The organism is Tolypothrix tenuis PCC 7101, from assembly GCF_963874875.1.
Lineage (GTDB): Bacteria > Cyanobacteriota > Cyanobacteriia > Cyanobacteriales > Nostocaceae > Aulosira > Aulosira tenue.
This window is the reverse complement of record NZ_CAWNJS010000001.1, coordinates 1,857,084-1,881,936: the sequence shown is the minus strand read 5'-3', so window position 1 is coordinate 1,881,936 and position 24,853 is coordinate 1,857,084. Positions and strand designations below refer to the sequence as shown.

The 24,853-nt window shown below is 39.4% G+C and carries 17 protein-coding genes; 2 read left to right on the top strand and 15 right to left on the bottom strand.

Features of this window, described 5'->3' with window-relative positions:
* Positions 1 to 9: 9 nt before the first annotated feature.
* The 14 genes from AACU25_RS07700 to AACU25_RS07635 all read right to left on the bottom strand — a co-directional run bounded on the left by AACU25_RS07700 (position 10) and on the right by AACU25_RS07635 (position 17,996).
* Complete coding sequence (locus tag AACU25_RS07700; RefSeq protein ID WP_199347168.1) at positions 10 to 1,668, bottom strand: glycosyltransferase; 1,659 nt, start codon at positions 1,666 to 1,668, stop codon at positions 10 to 12.
* Positions 1,669 to 1,892: 224 nt separating this feature from the next.
* Positions 1,893 to 2,852, bottom strand: coding sequence for a hypothetical protein (locus AACU25_RS07695; RefSeq protein ID WP_096574629.1), 960 nt, complete (start codon positions 2,850 to 2,852; stop codon positions 1,893 to 1,895).
* Positions 2,853 to 2,877: 25 nt separating this feature from the next.
* On the bottom strand, positions 2,878 to 5,937 hold the full coding sequence (locus AACU25_RS07690) for a N,N-dimethylformamidase beta subunit family domain-containing protein (RefSeq protein ID WP_096574628.1): 3,060 nt from the start codon (positions 5,935 to 5,937) through the stop codon (positions 2,878 to 2,880).
* 44 nt (positions 5,938 to 5,981) lie between these two features.
* Entirely contained in the window at positions 5,982 to 7,181 is a 1,200-nt protein-coding gene (locus tag AACU25_RS07685; protein WP_096574627.1) for a DegT/DnrJ/EryC1/StrS family aminotransferase, read from the bottom strand.
* Complete coding sequence (locus tag AACU25_RS07680) at positions 7,174 to 8,148, bottom strand: SDR family NAD(P)-dependent oxidoreductase (protein ID WP_096574626.1); 975 nt, start codon at positions 8,146 to 8,148, stop codon at positions 7,174 to 7,176. The genes AACU25_RS07685 and AACU25_RS07680 overlap by 8 nt, the downstream gene beginning before the upstream one ends.
* A complete protein-coding gene (locus AACU25_RS07675) occupies positions 8,138 to 9,040 on the bottom strand; it encodes a UDP-3-O-(3-hydroxymyristoyl)glucosamine N-acyltransferase (protein ID WP_096574625.1) in 903 nt (300 codons plus the stop codon). Before AACU25_RS07675 ends, AACU25_RS07680 begins: the two co-directional genes overlap by 11 nt.
* A gap of 17 nt (positions 9,041 to 9,057) precedes the next feature.
* Positions 9,058 to 10,281: a hypothetical protein gene (locus AACU25_RS07670; protein ID WP_321206581.1), complete on the bottom strand. Its 1,224-nt coding sequence runs from the start codon at positions 10,279 to 10,281 to the stop codon at positions 9,058 to 9,060.
* On the bottom strand, positions 10,278 to 11,417 hold the full coding sequence (locus AACU25_RS07665; protein WP_096574624.1) for a DegT/DnrJ/EryC1/StrS family aminotransferase: 1,140 nt from the start codon (positions 11,415 to 11,417) through the stop codon (positions 10,278 to 10,280). Before AACU25_RS07665 ends, AACU25_RS07670 begins: the two co-directional genes overlap by 4 nt.
* The gene (locus tag AACU25_RS07660; protein WP_096574623.1) at positions 11,414 to 12,451 is read right to left on the bottom strand and encodes a Gfo/Idh/MocA family protein; all 1,038 of its coding nucleotides are present in this window, start codon (positions 12,449 to 12,451) and stop codon (positions 11,414 to 11,416) included. Before AACU25_RS07660 ends, AACU25_RS07665 begins: the two co-directional genes overlap by 4 nt.
* Positions 12,452 to 12,708: 257 nt before the next feature.
* Entirely contained in the window at positions 12,709 to 13,221 is a 513-nt protein-coding gene (locus AACU25_RS07655) for an acyltransferase (RefSeq protein WP_096574622.1), read from the bottom strand.
* A 38-nt stretch (positions 13,222 to 13,259) separates the two neighbouring features.
* Complete coding sequence (locus AACU25_RS07650) at positions 13,260 to 14,549, bottom strand: ABC transporter ATP-binding protein (RefSeq protein WP_096574621.1); 1,290 nt, start codon at positions 14,547 to 14,549, stop codon at positions 13,260 to 13,262.
* Positions 14,550 to 14,564: 15 nt separating this feature from the next.
* Positions 14,565 to 15,410 (bottom strand): ABC transporter permease, encoded by an 846-nt coding sequence (locus AACU25_RS07645; protein ID WP_096574620.1) that lies wholly within the window; start codon positions 15,408 to 15,410, stop codon positions 14,565 to 14,567.
* A gap of 24 nt (positions 15,411 to 15,434) precedes the next feature.
* Complete coding sequence (locus AACU25_RS07640; RefSeq protein ID WP_096583565.1) at positions 15,435 to 15,869, bottom strand: hypothetical protein; 435 nt, start codon at positions 15,867 to 15,869, stop codon at positions 15,435 to 15,437.
* Positions 15,870 to 16,646: 777 nt separating this feature from the next.
* The gene (locus AACU25_RS07635; RefSeq protein WP_096574619.1) at positions 16,647 to 17,996 is read right to left on the bottom strand and encodes a glycosyltransferase family 4 protein; all 1,350 of its coding nucleotides are present in this window, start codon (positions 17,994 to 17,996) and stop codon (positions 16,647 to 16,649) included.
* Between the two features lie 1,841 nt (positions 17,997 to 19,837).
* Between AACU25_RS07635 and AACU25_RS07630 the strand changes: the two genes are divergently transcribed.
* Together AACU25_RS07630 and AACU25_RS07625 are read left to right on the top strand one after the other, a co-directional pair.
* Positions 19,838 to 22,003, top strand: a complete 2,166-nt coding sequence (locus AACU25_RS07630) for a polysaccharide biosynthesis tyrosine autokinase (RefSeq protein ID WP_096574618.1) — start codon at positions 19,838 to 19,840, stop codon at positions 22,001 to 22,003.
* A gap of 258 nt (positions 22,004 to 22,261) precedes the next feature.
* Positions 22,262 to 23,869 (top strand): TrbI/VirB10 family protein, encoded by a 1,608-nt coding sequence (locus AACU25_RS07625; protein WP_096574617.1) that lies wholly within the window; start codon positions 22,262 to 22,264, stop codon positions 23,867 to 23,869.
* Positions 23,870 to 23,990: 121 nt separating this feature from the next.
* Here the strand turns inward: AACU25_RS07625 and AACU25_RS07620 are convergent, their stop codons facing one another.
* A complete protein-coding gene (locus AACU25_RS07620) occupies positions 23,991 to 24,848 on the bottom strand; it encodes a NifU family protein (RefSeq protein WP_096574616.1) in 858 nt (285 codons plus the stop codon).
* Positions 24,849 to 24,853 lie beyond the last annotated feature (5 nt).

Sequence of the window (24,853 nt, the reverse complement as noted above, 5' to 3'; positions counted from 1 at the left end):
AAAAAAGCTTTATATTATCTTTCTAACGCGGTAAAGTAGCCATTCAGGCAGCAAATATTTAAACGGACTCAAACGATCGCTTTTATGATAAAAACTAGGATTTTTAGCTAATCTAAATAGTTGACTCCAACGTTCTTTAATAGGCAGCAGTGTTAAGTGAAACTTCAAGAGAGTATCTACATCAAAACTCATGTCATGAACGCTGGGCATATAGACATCTGGTTCGCCAATAAACATCTGATCTATTGCCACCGCAGATTTTTTGACCCTGGGTAAAGTAGCAGCCAAATGATAGACATTTTCTAAAAAATGCTGCCATTGCTTTGCTGTGTGTGTATCCACAATTTTTTTTCTGGTTGCTTCCCCAAGGCTGAGTCGATATGCTTCATCTTCCACCAAGCGGGATAAAACTGCTGTATATTGCTCAATATCGCCCACACGAATGAGATTATCAGTCAAACCAGGCATATCAGCACCAAAGATTTCACATGCATCTGAAGAGTAGGGGTATCGGCTCACTAAGGGTATACCATAAGTTCCCGCCTCTAGGAGTGATGTAATGGAGACAAAGGGAAAGGAATCAACATAAATGTCAGCAGCTTGGTAGAAGATATCCGTATCTTCCCGTTGCGGATGGCAAATAATTCTGCCCTGAGTTTGCTGAATAGCATTTGACCAATCTTGCCGATTACCGCAACCAACTACAACTAAAACTGCTTGTGGGTATTTTTCTAGCAGGGGAATATGTGCATCAGCATAACTGATTCCATCTATCGTTTTGTATTTAAGTGCCCTAGCGATAGAAAGGAGTACAATACTGTTCTCTGAGAGACCAAGTATTTTCTTTGCTTCTTGCCGAGCCAGTACTCTGTGATTAGGCTCCACGATGGTAGGAAGCAGTAAGTTTTGCTTTGTCTCAATCCCTCTACGCTTTTGCGAAAGGCGCATACCAGACTCTCTGAGATTAGCAATAACATCACTGATGCTAGCTCCTAACCAAAACGTGTGATCGGCATGATTTAAAAATATAATTGGCGGAACTTGTTCTTGATTTGCAAAGGCAATAATTGGAATCACATCATGATTGTACATATGCAATACAACCATATCTGCGGTAGCAGCGATTTTGTTGAGTCGTTGAGCGCGAGCTGTGAGACTGCCAATAGTTTCGTCAAGTTTGTATATTTTGCCACCACTATTGATAACCGCATCTGTGAGAAATTTTGGCTCCTCAACTGTCTGTAGCTGTCGTGTTAGAACTAGGGAATGGGAACGCTCGGTATCTTGTAGAATCCAACGACCAAGCATTTTGGAAAGTCCACCAACAGGTTCTACAGATGTTGCTACATGCAGTATATTGTTTATCTTCTTTGGTATTTCTAATATATGTTTGTTTTTGCAGATATCAGAGTTTTGTGATATTACTTTCCTACCGATGTCAATGAGAACCTTCTCCAATTCTGGGCTAGTATAAATACCGCAATGTCTAAAGTTGGCATAAGTAGCTGCCATTTCTCCATAAACAGCTGCTGCGTCATAATTTCCACGTTGCGCGAAGTCTCTTGCTTGTGCTACTAAACTGCGGAATACTTCAAAGTTTTGCGGAATTTGTCGGCGGCCTTCTTCTCGCCAAAGACTGAGTGTATCGTTAGGTATGGTTTGTATCATAATATCTATCTATTTTTGTGCAGGTTACCAATTGAATAACTGATACCATCCTGATTCTCTTGGTACTTCTACCTCAGTTGAATCTGTGCCTTTTTAAGAGTTAAAAAAATATGTAAAAAATTGATTGTCACTGCATTCGCGTAGCGTTTCCTAGAGCGGAGAAACTACCTAGACGGAGCATTGTCCAAGGGTAGAAATCTGATTTTAAAGTTTTCAAACAAGCTTTAAAGCGAGAACCCAAACTTCTCTGCGGCAAAATCCCTTACTCTGCTCATAGAGCCACTGTTTACATTCACTGTACATAAAACATTTTTGCCACTTTTATTAGTAACAAGAGCATATAATTGCCCAGAAGCAGAGAAATTTAAGTCTTTAACATCGTTAGAGAGAGGGATACCTTCAAAAGTTAGTGGAGCTATTCTCTTAATTTTTACCTTGCCAGTCATTATTGCTTTTTCCTGCAAGTTCATCGATATTAAAACTGGAAAACCTTCCAAGCCGATTTCAGTTGCAAAAATATTTCCCTGATTATCTTGACATAGATTAGCAAATCGATTGCCAGGGGGTAGTGGAGGTAGATCTAGATCGTTGCTAGAAAGCACTTTACCCGTGATAAAATCAATTATTTTGAAGGTAAAAGGTGGGATACCCTCAATTCCTACTATGCACAGAAGTTGATTTCTCGGTAGACGTAATAAGCTTTCAACAGTCTGATTTGGTGTTTCTAAATCTAGGATTTTTTTGGCTTTGAATTGAGGATTCTTGACACTACCAACAGTATAAATGAGATGGTTAAAATTACCATTCCTTGTATGAGAAACTGTAGAGATAACTACATTGCCATCCCCAAGTGCTGCCAATTTCGTAATCCGGTTAGAGTCACCAGTAAAGAAAGCTCGATATTTTTTCCGTACAGACAAGGGATTCTCTACAAATTGAGCTTGTATATTTTTTTGAGAAACTAGTCTTCCAGTTCCCATCTCAGTCAGGTTAAGATCCACTGACGGAGTTTGGTCTTCGCGATTTAGAGCATTGGATATACTAGGAAGATTGACTCCACAAATAATCTCTTGATTCTTACTGTTATTTTGAGCGATCGCCTTACTAGAAAAATCGGTAAGAATAGTAGTGGTTAAACTGGCAGCTGCCAGTTGACCAAATTGGCGGCGATTTAAAGGTGACATAGTTATCTGTATTTTGTGGAATGTATTAAGGTACTGTGATATCTGCTTTTGGAGCTTGGGGTCTAGCTCCCATATCTGCTAAAACATTGACGGCTATTTGCCTAGCACGACGATCTTCCCGCGCTGGGTTGACACCATCGCTATCTAATCCCCATACCCACTGAATAGAACCAGTGGCAAAAACTTTAGCGCCACTACTAGCTGTATAACGAACTGCGTTAGCAAAATTGTAATTAGTATTAGCAGGTAAACCCGGTTCTCCAGGGGGTTCAAATTCATTCGGTAAACCATCAGTAGTTACTGGTGACTGGGATAAAACCACAAGACCAGGGGGGGTTGATCCGTTATTAATAACTGCATCCCATTCAGATCCTACTAATAAAGGAAGACTATCTCCTGGCTGGACATTAGTATAAGCGTAATAAGAATCTGAACTATTGCTACCTACCACAAAGTTAAAACCTCCGTAGTTGCTATAATTGCCAGCACCATCTGAGATGTAGCCACTTGTGGTGTAGCCAATATACATCACACCTAACAAAGAATTTTCTGGACGGTTGTTTTGAACGCTGCGATATTTATTAGTAGCTGCTGACGATCCCTGCTGTTGAACAACCGGATCTAGTGACCAATCCCCTTTATAGCAGGCCATGATGCGATTAGGACTTATCTGCCCAGCCGCAAGAGTAGAACTTTCAAACCGCACTCGCCAATAACAAGTATTGGCAGAGAAAAATGCTAAATTGACACCAGCATTACGGGCAGTCTCAACGCGATCGCGCATTTGTGGCGACCAGTATTCATCATGACCCACAGACAAAAATACTTTGTGATTAAGTAATAATTGCTGGTTAGTGTGAGTGTCTATGTTTGTGACATAGGTAACATTGTATGCCTGAGATTCCAGCCAGCGCACCATGTTGTATTCCACTCTTAGTGGTGTATCGAACTCTTGGGAACTTTGGCTGTATGATTGCCAGTATGGTCGGTCGAAGGAAACCTTCAATGCTCTCTGTCCATTCACACTATTGAATGGGTATAAGCTAGATCCGCCTGTAGGACTATAAGCTAAAACCGTGGAAACAGCACTTTGGAATAGAATATCAGCAGTACTGCCATCATCACGCACGACAAACCAAACATGGGCTTCTTTGCTAGTCCTCTGGTCAGTCAATTTGGCTATATAAATACCACTAGTCCAGTTACTACCTACTTGCAAAACGTAGGAAGTTGTCCAGTTACACTCTACTAAGTTGGTAGTGGTGTCTTTAGTACATGCAGGTTGGGTTATGCCATTGAGCAAACCACTGCTAAAGATCAACCTGCCGCCCTTGCCACCGTAGTAGCCCAAGCGGTACACATCAATAGTGAACTGTCCAGCTTGTGCTAGAGAAACTTTAATGTCGAGTGTTCCGCCTTTATTCACACTGGTAGCTGAGGCATAACCAGCGATTTCACCATTACCCCTGTTGACAAGCTTCCAATTGGTGGTGCCGGAATTTTGATTTTCCAAATAGATAGCATTGGGGTTAGCTGGAGTTACTGAAGCGAGGAATGTTACACTGCCAATTCCATTGGCAGTTGCGGTTACTACCAGTCCTCCAGGGGCGCTAGGCGCAGTTCCCAGGGTAACCACCGTACTTGCTTGACCACTAGCATCTGTTACTACAGTAGCTGGTGAGACTGACCCCCCACCGCTCGTAACGCTAAAGTTCACCGTCACCCCTGACTGCGGATTGTTTTGAGCGTTCACGACTTTGACAACTAATGAGTTGGGCAGTTGTGTGCCTGTTGTACCACTCTGATTGTCTCCACTAACTTTCACTAAAGTACTGCCAACAGCATAAACGACATCACGGTAATAATTACTGTTGCGAGAAGAACTAGAGGGAAAAGAGTGTGGGCTCAAACTATAGACTCCATTGTTGCCGTCTGCGACTGAACTGAGATCGCCATTGACTATAGAGCTACTTAGTTCATCATAGGTGAGAACAAAATAGGTATTGACATTGACAGATACAACATAGGTTGTATTAGCTTGAATACTAAGTGGTGTACTCAAAGCCTGCTGTTGCCAACCAGAAGCCGTTTCGTTAGTAAAAGTAACACTGGCTAGGAGTGTTCCCGTTGCTGACCAGATTTTGCCAATATGAGTTCCTGTTTCACTTGCGGCTTTCCAAAAGCGAATGGCGTTAATTTGTCCTGCTTTCGCACTACGAAATTTCATTCCTCCTTCATAGGAAGCGCCATCTGTAATATTTTGAGAACTTGGTACCTGAGTTGTGAATACAGTTTGGGTATTCCCAGAGGGGTTGGCAGTCGCAGTAAAAGTGACGCTACCAATTCCGCTTGCCGTACAGCTGACAATATTAGTCACAGGATTTGTTGCCCCTACCACAGATCCCAGAGTGAAGCTAGTACTAGCTAGGCCATTGGAGTCGGTGACTGCACTGTTAGGCGAGACCGATCCTCCGCCACTAGTAACAGTAAAGTTGACCGTCACCCCGGATTGAGGATTCCCAGCAATGTCTTTAACTTGAACAACTAAGGGGTTAGCTAAGGTGCTTCCAGGTAGACTAGTCTGATTATCACCGCTAACTTTTGCAATAGTCGGAACAGCAACAACAACAAAGTCGATGTCACGATAATAATTGCTATTTCGGTAAGAATTAGTCGGAAAAGCTCCTGGAGTCCGATTATACAAACCATTGTTGCCATCTGCTACTGAACTGAGATTGCCATTGGTTATGGAGGTAGCTAGTTGATCGTAAGTGCCGACATAATAGGTATTAATGTTGACAGACACAACATAGGTTGTATTGGCTTGAATATTAAGTGGTGTACTCAGAGCCTGCTGTTGCCAACCAGAAGCAGTTTCGTTGGTAAAAGTAACGCTGGCGAGGAGTGTTCCTGTTGCTGACCAGATCCTACCAATATGAGTTCCTGTCTCACTCGTGGCTTTCCAGAAGCGAATAGCGTTAATTTGTCCTGCATTCGCACTGCGGAATTTCATGCCCAATTCATAGGGATAGTTATCCGTAGCATTTAGATAGCTTGGGACTTGATTTGTAAACAAGAAAGTCATAGCTATTTACGTAATATTATTAATTTTGCTTGTTAATTAAATAACTAAATAAGAGCTTGTTTAAGTACTTTTACCACATAGTTCTGTTCCTCTGGAGTCATCTGATGAAACAGAGGTAGTAAGATAGTACAATCTTGTGCTTGCTCACTCTCCCAAAGGCGATCGCATCGTCCGGCATTACAATCACACTTTTCCTGAGCAATTCCACAAGACCAAGCTTCATGAACATAGGCCTGTTCTCGATGAGAACACATAATTCCCCGCCTTGTAGAAATCCCTGCATCCAGCATTGTCTGCATTACTTGCTGTTGATTGCATTCCGCAGGTAAGCGAACACAGTAACTCTGCCAGTTACTGTGTGCCCAAGCTGGCTCAGTTGGTAACTTTAAACCAGACACATCTGCCAACAATTGCTGGTATCGCTTTGCCAGAAAACGGCGGTGTTCGACAATCTCTGGTAGGCGTTTAAGTTGTTCCCTGCCCACTGCCGCTTGGATGTCTGTCATGCGGTAGTTGTAGCCTAAGATTGGGTATGACTCAAAAATTACTTGTTTGGCACCGTGACGTACAGTGTCAGGAACGCTCATACTATGTTGCCGCCAGAGGCGAAACTGTTTGTCCCATTCGGGATTGCTTGTAGTCAGCATCCCGCCATCCCCAGTAGTAATTATCTTGCGTGGGTGGAATGAAAAACAGGCAATATCTCCGTGTGGCTTGCCAATTTTCTCCCATTGCCCATCCCAAAGTATTTCACTACCAATTGCACAAGCCGCATCTTCAATGACTGGCAGCGAATACTGGTGAGCAATTTCTAGAATGGCTTTTAAGTTACACGGCATTCCCATCTGGTGAACCACCAGAATGGCACGAGTACGAGGACTGATGGCAGCTTCGATTAAAAGTGGATTGATATTAAACGTCTGCGGTTCAATATCCACAAAAACTGGTGTCGCTCCACAATAGCGAATACTATTAGCGGTGGCAATGAAGGAGTGACTGACTGTAATTACCTCATCTCCTGGTTTAACACCAACCGCCAATAGAGCAAGGTGCAGTGCTGTGGTGCAATTGGAGACTGCACAGGCATAAGGTGCGCCCAGGTATGTGGCAAATTCCTGTTCAAAGGCAGTAACTTCCGGCCCCTGAGTTACCCAGCCTGTTAGAATCGGTCGCCTCGCTGCATCAGCTTCTGCTTCCCCGATCCAAGGTTTCATAATTGGGATATTCTTCATCTGCTCAGACATTGCTGATTTCCTTCGCCCTTTTTTGCTCACGCCACCAATTCACCAGTCTTTCCAAACCTTCTTCCAGAGAAATCTCTGCTTCAAAGCCCAATAATTTCTTTGCTTTGCTGACATCTGCCAATCGGCGTTGCACGGGGTTGACTTTGCGTTCTGGCCCATACTCTGGCTGGAGATTGGTACCCATCACCTTAGCCAAGCTATAGGCAAGCTCATTTAAGCTAGTTTCCACACCACTAGCAATGTTAAATACTTCGTCAGTCACATCGGATTTAGCAGCCAATATATTTGCTCTGGCGATGTCTTCAATATAGACAAAGTCCATAGTCTGTTTGCCATCACCAAAAATTAGTGGTGGTTTACCATCAATAATTCTTTCCATCCACCGAATCAGCACTTCGGTGTAAACACCGTAAATATCCATCCGTGGCCCATAAACGTTAAAGTAGCGTAATGCTACATAGTCCAACCCATACATAGCGTGGAAACTACGGAGTAAACCCTCATTAAAGGTCTTGGCAGCACCGTAAATTGTGCGGTTATCATAGGGGTGATGAGACTCTGTTGTTGGGAAGCTTTCAGCCATACCATAGATTGAAGCGGAAGACGCTGCAACTACTTTTTTCACCTTGGCATTAACTGCTGCTTCCAAAACATTGAACGTACCATCTGCCAGCACTTCTAATGCCAAACGCGGTTCTTCGGCACATTGAGTAATCCGAATAGCTGCTTGATGAAACACAATATCCACACCTTGCATAATATCGGCAAGGAGTTTTTGATCGCGGATATCACCCTCTACAATTACCAAATGCCCATTTTCTTGAGCCCAAGCTAGGTTACTCAGCTGTCCACGAGTGAAGTTATCGAGGACGATAATTTCCGAGGCTCCTTCCTTGACCAATAAATCGGCAATATGAGAACCTACTAAGCCAGCACCACCTGTAATTAAAATTCGCTTATTCTGCATTTTGTTTACTCTCTTCTGGTGTATGTCCATTCAGCCAACGTACAAATCGAGCCGGGTTCCCTGTCATGAGAGCATACTCAGGAACATCTTTTCTAATTAGAGACTTGATGCCAATAAAAGCATTGTTACCAATCTTGAGGTCTGGGTATATGGCAGTATGTCCACCAATAAAAACATCATCACCAATGACAGTGCTGCCAGCTATACCTGTTAACGCACATATAGTACAACGACAACCTATCCGCACATTGTGACCAATATGTACTAAAGCATCTACTTTAGTATCTTCACCGATTTCCGTAAAGCTACCAAAAACACTACGGGCTATGTGGCTATTGGCTTGAATTTCTACTCCGTCATGAATCAGGACACCCCCTGCATGGGGTAAGATAATTTGCTTACCTTCTAGATATTTTGGCTCAAAGCCTTCTCCCCCAATCACGGCTCCAGCACGGATAGTCACATGATTGCCAATGATAGAACGTTCAAGAATGACTGCGTTAGGCTCAACAATGCTGCCCTTACCAATGCGAACATTTTTAGGAGCTATATAGGCACGCTCATGGATAGTTGCTTCCGGTGATATTTCGGAATCAAAATCATCCCAATAAAAATTTGTGTTTGTGAATAAGTATTTATGGATCTGGTAGAAGGCTGTTTGCGGATCTTCACAAACTGCGATCGCTAAATTATCGGGTAAGTCGAGTGCAATTTCTGGTGTTGTGATTACACAAGTAATATGAGGGTTAACAATAACTTGATGGAGATAAGCTGGATCGTATAGCGTGACCAGCATTTTATCTGCATTATGTGACAGCAAGCCCAATGAATTAAAATCACCATCATGTAATACTTTTACGTTTACTAAATGGCTTATTTCTGAAATTCGCATATATTTTCTCCTATTTGCTAAGAAGAAATCATCTCGTCAATATACTCAGAATTGAGAAATTCTGCTGTTGCCCTTGATGTTTTATCTTGTTGAGAAGAACGCCAAAGCAACTCTCCTACTTTTAATCCTCCCGTTTGTAAGCGGATGATCGGTTCTGGGCCGATTGCTGACGGCAAAATAGCCATATGACCTTTATTTGGTGCATTTGGCGGCCATACAGGAATGCTATGAGCCAGAAAAGCAGAACGATCTATATCACCCCAAAACTGAGCAACTACCACTCCCGGCCAACGTTCTGCAATTAGTTCAGCTTCTATGTTAGATAGAACTGGTGCTAATTGAGGCTGCATCGCCACCACAATGGCATCGTATACTGCGTCTTTAGGAGCTAGTGATACATTCTGAAAACTGTCAACTTTAGCACCAGCATTGATGAGACCACTCTCAATAAAATTTTGAAAATGGTTGTCACATAACAATAAAATGTTGCTTTTATAAACAGCAATCCCTGCATCAAGTAATAGCTTAATTGCCATTAATCCGAGGAATGAAAATACATCTACCGATGGATGGCGTTCATTAATTCCAGCTACTTTAATACCTCGTTGGCGACAGATTTCTATATCGATATCATCTGGTCTAAATTCCCAAGCTTCATACATGAGCGAGATCACAGCTGTTGCTTTCATCCCAGAAATCATCTCTGCATCAATAGGGCGGACATGACTACTATTTGTAATAATGTCAGCTTGAGCTACTATCTCTTTTGATTTCTCGGTGATAATTTCGATACACTCACTTACGCCAGCGATTTTAGCTAATTGATATGTCTGCTCTATGACTTGCTCTATTGTGCCATAACGACTATTGCGAGTCATGGCATACACTTTCTTTGCTCCAGCCATTGCTGCTACGACAGGTGTAACAACATAAGCTCCAGTGGCTGCTTCTGTGAGTACAATAGTATTTTGTAGTTGTAAGTGACAACGTTCAATAGCCTGACGCATCAAGGTCACTAAGCGGCGGTAATTTAAACCAGGTCGATTGTCAGATGTAAGTCCATAATGTCCTGTAGCTGCTTCTGCTAGTACAATAGTATCGTGTTCCTCTAAATTGAAGTCTTCTTTAGCTGCTGCTACTACTGAAATAACATCGTTAAGCTGGAGGTTACAACTTTCAATGACATTCTGTATCAGTGTCATTAAGTGCTGACGATTCAAGCTAAGACTGTTATTATTCATCGAAATTTTTCCCCACAATCAAATTTTTGGAGACTCTCAACAACAGTCTGAATCTGTGATGTTTTTAACTCAGCATACATTGGCAAGGATAAAACTTCATGGGCTGCTTTTTCTGACCAAGGAAAGTCTCCCAGTTTGTAGCCTAAATCTGCATAAGCTTGTTGCAGATGTACCGGAATAGGATAATGAATCCCTGTTTGGATGCCTTGCTCATTGAGCATTTTTTGCAAAGCTTGACGCTGCTGTGATGGCGGCATAGTATCACTGCCAGGGCAACGCACAGAATATATATGATAGACATGGCGGCTATAGGGCATCACCACTGGAGTCTTGAGCCATGAGTCTGCCAATAGCTGATCATAAAGTGCTGCATGGTTGCGGCGAGCTTCAGTCCAATTTTCTAGATAACGTAACTTGACTCGTAAAATTGCTCCTTGGATACCATCCATGCGATAGTTGTAGCCTTTCAGAACATGGTGATATCTTTGTTCCTGTCCCCAGTCACGCAACATCCGCATTTTCTGGGTATATTCAGGATGATTGGTGACCACCATACCACCCTCACCATAGGCTCCCAGGTTTTTCCCTGGGTAAAAGCTAAAACATCCTAAATCCCCAATACTACCTACTCTCTGACCTTTGTACTCAGCACCATGAGCTTGGGCTGCATCTTCAATCACAATCAAGTCATAACGGCGAGCAATCTCTAAAATTGGCTCCATATCTGCGGGTTGACCGTACAAATGTACCGGCAAAATGGCTTTTGTGCGCTCAGTGATCGCTTTTTCGATTTGGGTAACATCGATGGTGTAGGAAACAGGGTCAATATCGACAAAGACAGGTCTTGCTCCGGTGTAACAAATTGCGGCAACAGTTGCTACAAAGGTAAAAGGCACAGTAATTACTTCGTCACCCGGGCCAATTCCAGCAGCTAGTAATGCGAGATGGAGGGCGCTAGTACCTGTATTAACTGCGATACCAAAATCAGCATTGCAGTAACTGGCAAATTCTGTTTCTAAAGTTTGAACTTCATTACCCAAAATGAATTGGGTACTATCTAGAACTTGTAAAACAGCGTTGTCAATTTCTTGTTTAATGCTGAGATACTGAGATTTTAAGTCTACAAATGGAATCATGCCGCTACCTCTGCTAAGTTGAGTTCAATTAATCGACCCTGCTGTTTCATTGACTGGGTTGCAGCTTCCAGAATTCTGACTATCCGCAGCCCTGCTTCACCATCAGTAATGGGGCGATCGCCTTTGGTAATACAATCAATAAAATGTAAACCTTCAGCCCGTAAGGCTTCAGTCATATCTAACTTGGGAGACCACATATCTCCTGTACGGTACCCAATCAGCATTTGGTAAACACTTTCAGAATTGCCATTTAGTGTGATTCCCTTATCGTAAATTTTGACTTTTTCGCTGGGTTCTAAGTCATCGTAAACAATCATGCGCTGGCTACCACCAATTAGGGTGCGGCGTACTTTTACAGGTGCTAGCCAATTTACATGAATATGAGCAATTAAATTGTTTTCAAAGAATAAGCTTAAGTAAGCAATGTTTTCTGGTTCTCCAGCTACGTGGCTGATACCTGTGGCGGAGACTGCATAAGGCTGGGATGGCAACACATAGTTCATGATCGAAAGGTCGTGAACTGCTAAATCCCAGATTACATTTACATCATGCTGAAACAGACCTAGGTTAACACGTACAGAATCATAGTAGTAAATATCACCTAATTGTTTAGTGGCAATTAGGTCATGCATTTTGCGGACAGCACCTGTGTAGACAAAGGTGTGATCTACCATTAATACTAAGTTGCGTTTTTCTGCTTCCTCAATCAAGCGCATAGCCTGCTCGGAAGTGGTAGTCATGGGTTTTTCTACCAATACATGCTTACCAGCTTTTAATGCAGCTAAGGCTAAATCGAAATGTGTAGAAACAGGGGTAGCAATTGCGATCGCATCAATTGTTGGATCTTTTAATAAGCTACTGCTGTCTGTAGTAACTTTCACCGATGGATAGCGAGATTGTGCCTTTGCTAGTAGCTCTGGCTTAAAATCGCTAATACTTGTAACTTTTGCTCCTGGAATTTCAGCAAAATTTCGTACTAAGTTAGGGCCCCAATAACCATAACCAATGACACCGATATTAATGTTATTTGCCATTTTTATCGTTAATTAAATTTAGATTTGCAAGAATTAGCAGGAAATAGTATGAAAAACTCCATACACAACGGGATGGAATTTTTGGGCATAGGGCATTGGTAAATTCTTCTCTATGTCCTATGTCCAAAGCGACGGGGAGAAAAACCTCGTCCAATCACGAATTGAAGTTTACCGTCGCTTTTAGTAAAATGCAGAAAAAAGCAGATTCATTCTTAATTTATTGATAATCTGCTTTGGAAAATTCTTAATTTTAATGATTAGCCAACACCACTAGCTGACTTTTCCATATTTTGACAACGGCTTCTGACATCACCAATAATACGAGCTGGTACTCCTACGACAATTGCATAATCAGGAACATCGTTTGTGACTACTGCACCAGCGCCAATCATGGCTTTTTCACCAATAGTTATTCCTGGCAGAATAGTAGCATTACTCCCAATAGATGCACAGCGCTTCACCAAAGTCTTAACTGTGTACCAATCATCTGCTGTTTTTAAACTACCATCTTCATTGGTAGCGCGGGGGTATAAGTCATTAGTAAACATGACTCCATGACCGATAAAAACTTCATCTTCAATGACCACTCCTTCACACAGAAAACTATGTGATGAAATCTTACATCGATTTCCTACCCTGACATCACTCTGAATTTCTACAAATGCACCAATCTTGGTTTCATCACCCACTTCGCAACCGTAAAGATTCACAAGATGAGAATGGAAAATTTTGACATTTGTACCTAACTTGACATCATGATTTACTGGCATTTATTGTCTACCTATCGCTTGCAATAAAAACCTAATGATTACATTTGCTCTACAGATTGCCACACTGCATCTTCCAGATATAGGCATTCATCAGCTTGCCACTGATAATCTGGACGTTCAAATTTGTGCATAGTCACTTCAAATGGACATATTTCTCTCAAGTTTTCTAGTATGGTCTCACTCACCCGTTCAGCTAACCATGTTGTGAGTGTGTAGGAACCCATATAAAGTCTAAATTTGGGAATTTCACATCGGAGAATAAATGTCCCTTGTTCTTGACAAAATGAAGCCTGGGAATCAAAAAACCAGAAAATACAGATAGGTTGTTGTAAGGCACTGACAACTTGAAAAGCAAAACGTAGGCTTTCATGGGGTTGAGTGATGTGTAATGCAAACTCAAATGTAATTGATTCTCCCCAACATTGAATGCCTTGACCTTCAGAGGTATGTATACGTGCCCAAGCTACATAATTGCCCGTTTTACTCTCAGGAGCTTGGTAGTAAGCTTTGGGCGCAGTATGATCTTGTTGTTGTTCAGTTAGATATAGGTTAACTGCTTTGTTAGTATTACCATCAAACTGAACTTTACCTTTGGAAAGAAAGATACAACGTTGTGTTAACTGAGCGATCGCTTGCATACTGTGGCTAACAAATAAGACAGTGCGACCTTCTTTGGTTGCTACATCCCCCATTTTGCCCAAGCATTTCTTTTGAAAAGAAGAATCGCCTACAGCTAACACTTCATCGACAATTAAAATCTCTGGTTCTAAATGGGCTGCTACAGAAAAAGCAAGGCGCACATACATTCCGGAAGAATAGCGTTTTACTGGTGTGTCTAAAAACTTTTCTACCTCAGCGAAAGCAACTATCTCATCAAATTTCTTCCGAATTTCAAGTCCACTCATACCTAAAACAGAACCATTGAGGTAGATGTTCTCTCTCCCAGTTAGTTCTGGGTGAAATCCTGTACCTACTTCTAAGAGGCTCGCTACTCGACCTTTAATAGCAATACGTCCCGTAGTTGGTTCTGTGATGCGGCTCAAAACTTTTAAAAGTGTCGATTTACCAGCACCATTACGCCCAATAATACCAATGGCTTCACCTTGCTTAATGTCAAAAGAAACATCATTCAATGCCCAAAACTCTTCTAGGGCTGGATTGGAAAATTCTTTCGCAGCAGGTTTGATAAATTTTTGAGCGAGGGATTTAGCTCCATCTGCAATGACATCACGCAGAGCCTTATAGCGGTAGCGTCCAGAACGCTCCTGTTGATGACTAATAATATATTTTTTACTTAAAGTCTCTACATTAATTACAACATCAGACATCTGCTTTGCTCCTTTCTAAATTACATCAGCAAACGTCCGTTCCATTCTGCGGAAATACCAGATACCAGTTATCAGTAAAAAGGCCACTAATAACATGGATAATATAAACCCTGGCAAGTAAATACTTGAATCTCCTCCTATAATTGCCCAGCGAAAACCATCAATTACCCCCACCATTGGGTTTAAAGAATAAAGTAAACGCCACTTCTCTGGGACAACGCTACTACTAAAGCCTACTGGTGATATGTATAGGCCAAATTGCATGATAAATGGCACAATGTAGCGAAAATCTCGATATTCTACATTTAATGCTGCTAGCCAAAGCCCTACTCCCATAGAAGCTGCAAAGGCAATAGCTATAAATAAAGGCAGTGTTAGTATTCGCCAACCGGGAATAAAATTATACCAAGCCATTAATCCTAGCAAAATTATGCCAGAAATCATAAAGTCAACGAAGCTGACAGTTACTGCACTGATGGGTACAATCAAACGCGGAAAGTAGACCTTAGATATCAGGTTGGCATTAGCAATCAAACTGTTACTGCACTCACCTAAAGCATTGGAAAAAAACTGCCAAGGTAACATAGCAGCAAACACCAAAATTGGATAGGGCGCACCTTCTGAAGGTAATTTCGCTAAATTACCAAAAACGACAGTAAACACCACCATCGTTAAAAATGGCCGGATAAGCGCCCAAGCTATACCAATAAAGGTTTGTTTGTAACGCACCAAAATATCACGCCAAGCAAGAAAATATAATAGCTCGCGATAACGCCATAGGTCTTTCCAATACTGCTGTTCTGTACGTCCAGCTTCAATTACTAATTCTGGCTGAGATTGTATAATTTCTTGGCTATTCATAAGTTAGGTATTGGTTGAAGATTTTTAATGCTGACCTACAAAATGAAAATCTTTAATACTTTTATAGCCAAGTACTCTTGCTTGTCTGCGAGTAAACTCGCCTACAGAAGGGTTTCCCTCAGGATGATTGACTCCTGTTACCTGTTGCCAAAGCTCTCTAGGTGCTAGTGAAAGTTCATATGTACGCTCACCGCACCTATAGACGTGATACCATTTGGTTTGCTGGCATTGATCGCACCAAAATGCCTCTAGCCATTCTCCATCTATTAATACTGAACCTTGATTAGCTACTAGCATCAATGCATTACGCCTACTTATACCTCGCTGCTGCAACTGTCCTGCTTGAGTAGCATATAGCTGATATTTTTGGCTGACGCTATCGAGATAGCAGCCGTGACATGGACAGTAGATAGCACGCCGTTTTGAGCGTTTACGATTTCGGTCACACCTTCTCTGCAATTTGACCTCCCATATCAATAAATAGACAACAAAATCAGGAAGGTTAGGTTTGGAGGGACTGAGATCTATAAGACCATCAAAGCCCATCTCCATAAAATTGAAAATAATTTATTCAACTAATCTGCGAAAATGCTTTATTGAAAAGCCCTATACAATCATTATAAAAACAAAGTTATTTAATAGGTAAAGTATGTTTATCCAATAATTTAACCTTTTTATTGAGGAATATTTTTGTATTTTTAGAGTTAAGTTTAATATAAATTAACCCTCTTTGAGAATGTTACGAAAGTAACTATAACATGGTTATTTAGCACAATTAAATATTTTTTATATAAATAAGTTCCTAATTTTTTGAAGTTTCATGTAAAGTCGCAAAATGCCGATATGCTGACGTTATCTAGATGAAGGTTCTATAAATTGGTGTTTATCCAAGATTAAGAATCAAAATTTTAGCGATATTTTACCTGAATTCTTGAACTATTTAATAGTGAAATACACCAATTAAAATGGGGCATAGTTTAGTGGCAGCAAAAATATACTATATGTCATGTCCATATATAAGTTTGAATTGCTTCATGAAAGAAATATAACTTGCTATAAAAATTATTTAGCAAGCTGGTTATCTCACTATTTTGAGATAAAAATAGTCATTCAAACCAATAAATGTTCAGGAAAACTTCAGTAAGTCGAACTGTTCAATAAAAGAACAGAAAATGGTGATGATGCACCAAATAAAAGTAACCAGAAATTTGACATATAAAGCCCCATCAAGCACCTTTACTTGGTACGGCTTTCTGATAGAGTGACCACACCTTCAGCAAATATCGCTTGCTGCAAAACCTCAAGGTATTGTTTAGATATGATTTTTGGTGTGAAATGCGATCGCAAATATTGACGACCCGACTTACCCATGCTCTGTGCTAGTTGTGGATCGTTAGAGAGCAAGCGAATAAATTGGGCTAAACTATATCCGTCTCCGTTGTCAAATGTGCCACCACAGTTGGCTTCTGCAATCATTTCTCTTAAGTAAGAATCTTGCGAACATATCACTGCTATCGGCCGTCCTGACGCTAAAGCTGAGTACAACTTACTAGGAACGACCATACTCTCTGAAGATGCATCTACACTTACTAGCGCTAGATCACAAGCAGTTAAGGAATAGGGAAGTACTTGTTGATCCTGATAGGGTAAAAACAAGAAGTTGTTCAACCCTAATACCTTCACTTCCTCGATTAGCTCGTTGCGTTTTGCTCCCCCACCAATACAAACAAACTGGATTGGTTCATCATGCAGATATCTAGCTGCTTGCACAATAGTATCTATGTCATGACAGCGACCCATATTACCGGAATAAAGTACGGTAAATTTGTTGACAAGATTATACTTCCATGCAAACCAGTTTTTATGTTTATCAATAGGCTTAATCCATTCTGGATCTGCCCAACTGTGAATTACAGAAACCTTATCAGCTATCTGTGGGCAATGTGCTACCACTCTTTGTTTCATCCCAGGACTCAGCACTATGATCCCTTTGGCATTGAGCCAAATTTGCTGATTGAGTTTCTGCCATAATCTGGTCATCCAGTTATGTTTGGAGATGACTCCGAGGGCGATCGCAATGTCTGGATAGAGGTCATACAATATGCAGACATAGGACAATCGGAAAAATTTATGTGCTAGATATCCAACAATTGGCAAAAATGGAGGTGCTGTAGTCAATAACAATAAATTACTGCGCCGCCAGCCTCTCATGAGATAGAGGAAAGCACGCACAGTATATAAAACACCATTGATGGCCTTACCACGAATTCGTCCCGGCCAAAGTTGTGCTGTACGCGATCGCTGAATTCTTACTCTACCCTGACGCTCAACAGAGGGTGCAGTAGCTGACTGAAACGCATACCCAGGTTGGCTGGTAAAAACCTCAACATCTACTCCTTGTTGACCTAAATTTCTCACTAGTTCTTCCACTAACTGTCCCGTAGCTGCATAGTCTGGAGGAAAAAACTGAGTGATTACAGACAATTTCAAGGATTTATGAGTCTTGAAAGAAAGCTGCTCTGTTGGTTCTAATTGAGTAGAAATGGATGGAAAGAATTTTTGATTAATCCATTCATTAAGTCTCATCGGCCCTATCCTATAGTGTAAATCTTGCTTTAAAGTGGTGCTGAGTCTATTAATATATATGGAACTCAGCCTGCTTTAATTCCATGTCAATACATTAGTCAACAGGTTTTAGAAAATAATCTCTATATACCTGCAGCTATATTTTCAAGTTATACAAGGCAAATTCTACACCTAACACAAGCATAGTAAAAAATAATTACAATCTAACTATGTTCCCAAAACTTGAAATGAGAAAACCATTTCCTAAATTTCCTAGCAGAAGGTAAATCTTAATTAAAGGAAAAATAGGAATAGTAGTATTAGGTTTATTAACTAGAAAGCTTTAGCTAAGAAGGCAGTTAAATTTATCTTATTGCTTTCTTCTTTAGCTCTTTCCAGGTTATTAATTATCTAAGTATTCTGCTTTAAGAATCAAGTTTGATTTTTGTACTTACTCGTAGATATAGGGAACAGGTAACTCTGAAAATGGAACACACAAGAAGAGAATTAGAGTTCTACGGTATTTTTCCAGAAATCAAGCTAGATGCATAATCCTTAGATATAGAACAGTTGGTATTAAATTTTGAATTCGTTTCTCTTTCTTCACATCATTGGTTTCAATTCATTATTTTTCGTTAAATGTAATTTTGGGTTAAAGAAAGCTTCCAAATGACAATCACAATTGCAAAAACTACTTGTTTTAGTTGCTTCAGCGATCATTAAACAACTACAAACCCTTAAGAACTTTAGGCTTATAATTGCTCATCACGTCTAACCTCTAATTACAATACCATGTTTCCAATTTACGTGCGTACTTCATCATAAATTCATGATATGACAAAACATTTCATACATAATCTTTATAAAATAGCTATAATACCACTGATATATTTTTGTAAATAGACCAATCACTTGTATATTAGATTACAATAACTTGATATTTTTTTCACTATAAGCGTTAAATTCAAATCCGGCGTTTGGCAGGATATTAAGGATTGTGCAACAATGTAGAAATTCAAAAATCATCTATTCTAAACAGTTAACACGAGTCTACATTATTATATGTAGGCGATAAACATCTAGCACATAAGTTATTTTTTAGCTTCCATATCTCGTATGACGGAGTAATTTTTAACACCTCTGATACAAACTTTTTGAGAGTGTTTTTAAGATAATACTGACTATCTTGGGTAGGATTTAAAAATTATATTTTTATTTTTAAGAATAAATTACAAAATACAAATTGCTTACAGAAAGAGGTTTATTAAAAAACAATAGGTATCATTTAATACATATGATATGGTAAAATGCTTAGTTGTATAATAGTGATATAGCCTTTTTAAGCGATTCAGATCTCTTGCCAGATTAAATATCCTGAAAGCATATTTTGGAAATATTTAATAATAAACTGAAAGTACTAAAAATAATTTGGATTAATTTTAATATTACAATCAACTAGCAGAGCTATCGTATTTCCAATACAAAAAATTGACTTAAATCTCGCCAAGCATACGGAGACTAAAACTTGTACATCTTCTAATGAGCTTAACTGCTCAAAAATCAAGTAGGATTATATATATATATATTATGAACTTCATAAAATTAATATATTAATACCTATGTTACTCACTTATAATTTAATCGTTAAACTACTTATATAGTTGACCACAGCTTGTCCTGTAACAGATAGCACTCAGCTTATTCCAAATACAGCCTGATCAAAATTCTGCTAACGTATCAACTTAGTACAGAACTAACTTTCTAGAGTAGGCTTTAGTTAGGCTGTTAGTTGCTGCATAATCAATATTTTTTAAACCTGTTATCCGAAATTTACTTTTCTCATTACCAAATATTAATAAATGATGGAGAATCATCCTTATCAATTCTCAGATTATGACCGGAATAAAAATGGTGTATCGCCATCTTACCTACCACAACATTTTCCAGAGATAGAAGATGCGGAAAGCAATTGGAGTTTTAGTGAATTTTGCGCTCTCTTAAAAAGAAGAGCAATAATTATTTTCGGAGTATCTAGTTTCGTAATGTTTGCTTCTGTTATTTATCTGAAGTTAAATCAGAAGCCTCCAGAATACGAAAGCAGTTTCCAGATACTAGTTGAACCTGTGAATGATGACAGTAAAGCAGTAGATGTGGTAAAAGAGACTAACTCAAACACTACGAGTGCTTTAGATTATGAGAGCCAGATTCAGGTTCTGAAAAGTCCTGAAATCATAGGTGGTATTATTAGAAATTTACAATCTGATTATCCAGAGATTAATTATGATAACTTGATTGAGCATTTGCAGATTAATCGTTTAGCTGAAACTAAGATTATAGAAGTAAAATATCGCAGCTATGATCCTGAGAAAACTAAATTTGTATTAGATAAAATTTCTCAAGAATATGTAGAATATAGCCAAGAAAGGCGGCAAACGAAACTAAGACAAGGTATTCAGTTTGTTGAAAAACAACTTCCGTTTTTGCAGAGCCGAGTTGATAACGTTCAAAGGGAATTGCAAGCTTTTCGGCTAAATTACAAATTTAACGATCCAGAAGGTGAAGCCAAGCAAATTGACGATCAAATCGCCAAATTATCCGAACAACGACAAAATGTAGATATACAGTTGGGGCAAGCTCGTTCTAATCTAGATATTTTTAAAGGAAAAGACGGAGCAACATCTGCGCTCAATAATGCTGTGTTATATCAGCAACTACTAGCTCAAATTCGTCAACTAGATGCTCAGATTGTCCAAGAGTCAACGCGTCTGCAATCAGAAAATCCTACAATTAAAGCCTTGCAGGATAAAAGGGAAAGTTTATTGCCTTTGCTGCGTAATGAAGCACAGCGCTACATGGATGTAAAAGTGTCAGAGATAGCAACTCAAGTTCAAACCCTAGAAGTACAAGGACAAGAGATAGACAAGACTATACAAAAACTTGAGCAAAAACGGAAAACATTGCCAGCATTAGCAAGACAATATAACACACTACAAAGGAAATTACAGATCACTACAGAGAGCCTTAATAGATTTCTATCTACTCGGGAAAACCTCCAACTTCGGATATCCCAGACAGAACTAGGTTGGCAATTACTGAAGATGCCAATTAAACCTGAATTGCCTGCGAATGGTTTTGATAAGAAACGTAATTTAATTATGGCATTGATCACAAGTTTAGTAGCAGGTGTGGGTGTTGCCGTGATGATTGATAAGGTTGACAAGACATACCATAGTGCTAATGATCTAAAAGAAAAGCTAAAGCTCCCATTGTTGGGGAATATTCCTTTTGAAAAGCAACTGCACATAAGTTTATACCCGAGTTCTGAAAGAAATATTTCCCTCGCCCGAATTCCAGATTTCCCATCTGAGAGTAATCCTGGCTTGGCAGTCATACCAGCTCAAAACTACAGCAATCATTCAGCACAATTTTTAGAAGCTTTACGGGTACTTTATACAAATATTCAACTTCTCAGTTGCGATCGCCAGATGCGCTCTATCATTATTAGTTCAGCTATGTCTGGTGATGGCAAGTCTACAGTTGCTTTCCATTTAGCGCAAATAGCTACAGCAATGGGGCAAAGAGTACTACTTGTAGACGCAAATCTGCGTCAGCCTGTAATTCACTCTCTGTCACATTTAAATAATTTATGGGGATTAAGTAATTTAATTTCTACAAATTTACCACCAGAGGAAGTAATTCGTAAATTACCTTCTATGAGCCAATTATCAGTGCTCACGGCTGGCCCTATACCTCCCGATCCCACAAAGTTGCTCTCATCTGAGAAGATGAAACGCTTGATGGCAGATTTTCATAATAACTTTGATTTAGTAATTTATGACACTCCTCCCTTACTAGGGTTAGCTGATGCTAGCTTGCTAGCACCAAATACTGATGGGATTTTATTAGTAGTTAGGATTGATAAAACAGATTCTGCCAAAGTAGAACAAACTTTAGATCACCTGAAAATTTCGCCGATGAATGTCTTAGGTATTGTGGGGAACGGACAAAGTAGCAATTTGAATAATTAAATTATGTAAATTAATTATTGCTATGCGAAAGTATATTTTTTTACTATTAGTTTAGGATGGCTAATTGCTATGCCATCTATGGCAGAATTAGGCAGTGTTTGGCGTGACTTTCAATCATATTCAGGGGATTTACAATTTTATTAAACTTATATATAAAATCATACATTAGCAACAAAAACTCTATTAATAATGTGTAATTAAGTTGTATTTTTCATAAAAATAATATCCCTTTTATAAAAATTTTAATTGATATAGAATATGAATCAAAATTTAATTGCTACAGATACCCATTCACCAAATATAGTTAATCTACTATCTCAGAATGAATCTGTAAAAATAATCGACGTAGAATCTTCTGACTGGGAAACACAGATAGCAAAATTAGTTGGACTTGAAGAACATCTCTCTGACATAGAAGAAATAGAAATATCAACCGAACCAGAAGCATCCTCTATTACATCAGAAGTAGTTGCAACTCAGCAATCTGTTTCATCTAATCCTTTTGCAAAAGTTATTTTAGTTGGTACTGCTACTTTATCTATAGTTTTATTGGTGAGTGTTTTTCTGTTGCAGTTGATGGGTGGTAATAGCCAAAAGCCAGTCCAAAAAAAGACTGTTGTCTCAGAAGTGCGATCGCTACCTCAGAACGAAACAGATTCTCTAAGTTCAGAAGTAGAAACTCTCAAGACAAAATTAGCACTTACAGAACAAGTCAAAGAAGTCAAAGCCGCGCAACAACAACTGAGAAGCCTATTAATACAGCCACCAAAATTGATTAATCAATCGGCTTCTCGGATGAAACCTTCAGTAGCTTCTAAAGATAGACTTCAAATAGTACAAACAAGAACAGCAACATTACTGCCAACAGTTTATGTGCCTCGGAGTATTCCAGGTAAGTACTCTGTGCAATTAGCTAATTCTCAAAGCAAACTTATTGCTGTTAAAGTTGCACCAAAATCACCGCGCACATCTACAAAATCAACCTCTCAAGCATTGGGGAGTAAAAAGCCATCACCTACACCAAATACACCCCCACCTCAAACACAGCCAAATCGTTCTAATCAGGCAAACGAGCAACCTAATACTAATCCTACTAGTTATCAACCTCCAAGAAATCCTAGTTTACAGTCATCAGTCATAAATTCCCCAATAAATCAAACCCCAGTACAACCATCTCCTGTAGCAAACCCAGTTCAAACAATGCCAAAATCTTTAGCGGTAGGAAGTAACGCTAAAGCTGTTTTAGCAACAGCAGTATTTGGGGAAACTAGCAGATCTAGTTCTAGCGGTAACAATGACGAAAGTGGGAAAAACTTATTTGTGATACGGTTGAAAGAGCCATTAAAATCTGTAGATGGTGCGATCGCACTATCTAAAACCACCGAATTATTAACTGAAATTAATTCTATCTCTGAGCAGGGTTTATTAAAGCTCAATGTTTTGAAAGTTGTTTCCCAAAACAATCAAAACATCACAGAAATCAGCCTACCCAGCAATGCATTGACGATTCGCGCACCTCATGGCAAACCTCTAATAGCAAATCAATTTTCCCAGGGAAAGGGATCTATTGCTGGTATGGATGCGGGACTATTTATTTTGGGTGGTTTGGGTAAACTTGCAGATTTATCTAACCGGACTGAATCTCAAGTCATCACTACAACCTCTGGTGGTACTGTGGTGAGTAACACGAATCCTAAAAGGAACATTTTGACTGGAGTTTTAGAAGGTGGTATCAATTCTCTAGTTCCTCAAATTACACAACGTAATCAACAAGCTATCTCTCAATTAATGCAACGAACTAATATTTGGTTTTTGCCTGCTGGTACAGAATTACAAGTTTATGTAAATCAATCAATGCAGTTGTAAGAGGTTGGTTGGAATTTCAGATTAAGTTGTAGAGGTTTTCATTAGTCATTTGTCATTAGTAAATGAATAACTATGCAACTTAAACGCATAACAGCTTAATTACCAACATCATAATAAAATTTTAGCTTGCTGCTGATGATTGTAGTTGTACAAAAACCTTATCTTCTTTAATTTGTACAGGATATAACTGCAGAGAAACATCAGGTATTGTTAAACATTCACCTGTTTTTAAGTTGTATTTAAAACCATGATGAGGACAGGTAATTATACCATTGTCAACTTCACCTCTATCCAAAGCATATCCTAAGTGAGCGCAAGCATTTTGATAACAAACAATGTCAATACCGTGACGATATAAGATTAAGGAATTACCTGCAAAAGAAACTTCGAGAATACCAGATTCTGGCACTTGTTCCACAGTAGTAACTCTCACCCAAGTTGCGCCTCTTAGCTGAGATAGGTGATTAATTAAATTTTGCTTGGAATTATCAACTTTTAAGTTAGAACTCACAGCGATAACTTGAGTAATCTCTGGGCAATGAGATTTAATAGCCTGTTCGATTCCTTGTGTGAGAGTTAAAGTAGAAGCTGGACAATTACTGCAAGTTCCAACCAATCTGACTTCTACTGTATCTGGAAGTTGAATTGCTACTAGTTCTACATCTCCATTATGACTCTGTAAGCCTGGGCGTACTTCTGCAAGGGCTGTCTGAATACGTTTTTCTAAAGGCGGTTGTGGTGGTTTGACTAATTCGTGATATAGCAATACTGCATAAATGAATTCATCATCGACAGCATGACGCAAAGCAGATAAAGATTCTGCTTTGATATTTTTGATTAACCGTTCTAAAGCAGTTCTATGTAATTCTTCAATAGCTCGTTTTAAACCTAAAGCCACATACCTTTCACTTTCATTCCACTCAGATATAATTGCTTCAAATCGGCTAATTTCCTGAACTAATTCCTCTAATTTATTCATTTATC

Excerpts from the sequence above, each read along its gene's own strand:
- AACU25_RS07700 (WP_199347168.1), bottom strand. The coding sequence starts at position 1,668 with ATGATACAAACCATACCTAACGATACACTCAGTCTTTGGCGAGAAGAA.
- AACU25_RS07695 (WP_096574629.1), bottom strand. The coding sequence starts at position 2,852 with ATGTCACCTTTAAATCGCCGCCAATTTGGTCAACTGGCAGCTGCCAGT.
- AACU25_RS07690 (WP_096574628.1), bottom strand. The coding sequence starts at position 5,937 with ATGACTTTCTTGTTTACAAATCAAGTCCCAAGCTATCTAAATGCTACG.
- AACU25_RS07685 (WP_096574627.1), bottom strand. The coding sequence starts at position 7,181 with ATGTCTGAGCAGATGAAGAATATCCCAATTATGAAACCTTGGATCGGG.
- AACU25_RS07680 (WP_096574626.1), bottom strand. The coding sequence starts at position 8,148 with ATGCAGAATAAGCGAATTTTAATTACAGGTGGTGCTGGCTTAGTAGGT.
- AACU25_RS07675 (WP_096574625.1), bottom strand. The coding sequence starts at position 9,040 with ATGCGAATTTCAGAAATAAGCCATTTAGTAAACGTAAAAGTATTACAT.
- AACU25_RS07670 (WP_321206581.1), bottom strand. The coding sequence starts at position 10,281 with ATGAATAATAACAGTCTTAGCTTGAATCGTCAGCACTTAATGACACTG.
- AACU25_RS07665 (WP_096574624.1), bottom strand. The coding sequence starts at position 11,417 with ATGATTCCATTTGTAGACTTAAAATCTCAGTATCTCAGCATTAAACAA.
- AACU25_RS07660 (WP_096574623.1), bottom strand. The coding sequence starts at position 12,451 with ATGGCAAATAACATTAATATCGGTGTCATTGGTTATGGTTATTGGGGC.
- AACU25_RS07655 (WP_096574622.1), bottom strand. The coding sequence starts at position 13,221 with ATGCCAGTAAATCATGATGTCAAGTTAGGTACAAATGTCAAAATTTTC.
- AACU25_RS07650 (WP_096574621.1), bottom strand. The coding sequence starts at position 14,549 with ATGTCTGATGTTGTAATTAATGTAGAGACTTTAAGTAAAAAATATATT.
- AACU25_RS07645 (WP_096574620.1), bottom strand. The coding sequence starts at position 15,410 with ATGAATAGCCAAGAAATTATACAATCTCAGCCAGAATTAGTAATTGAA.
- AACU25_RS07635 (WP_096574619.1), bottom strand. The coding sequence starts at position 17,996 with ATGAGACTTAATGAATGGATTAATCAAAAATTCTTTCCATCCATTTCT.
- AACU25_RS07630 (WP_096574618.1), top strand. The coding sequence starts at position 19,838 with ATGGAGAATCATCCTTATCAATTCTCAGATTATGACCGGAATAAAAAT.
- AACU25_RS07625 (WP_096574617.1), top strand. The coding sequence starts at position 22,262 with ATGAATCAAAATTTAATTGCTACAGATACCCATTCACCAAATATAGTT.
- AACU25_RS07620 (WP_096574616.1), bottom strand. The coding sequence starts at position 24,848 with ATGAATAAATTAGAGGAATTAGTTCAGGAAATTAGCCGATTTGAAGCA.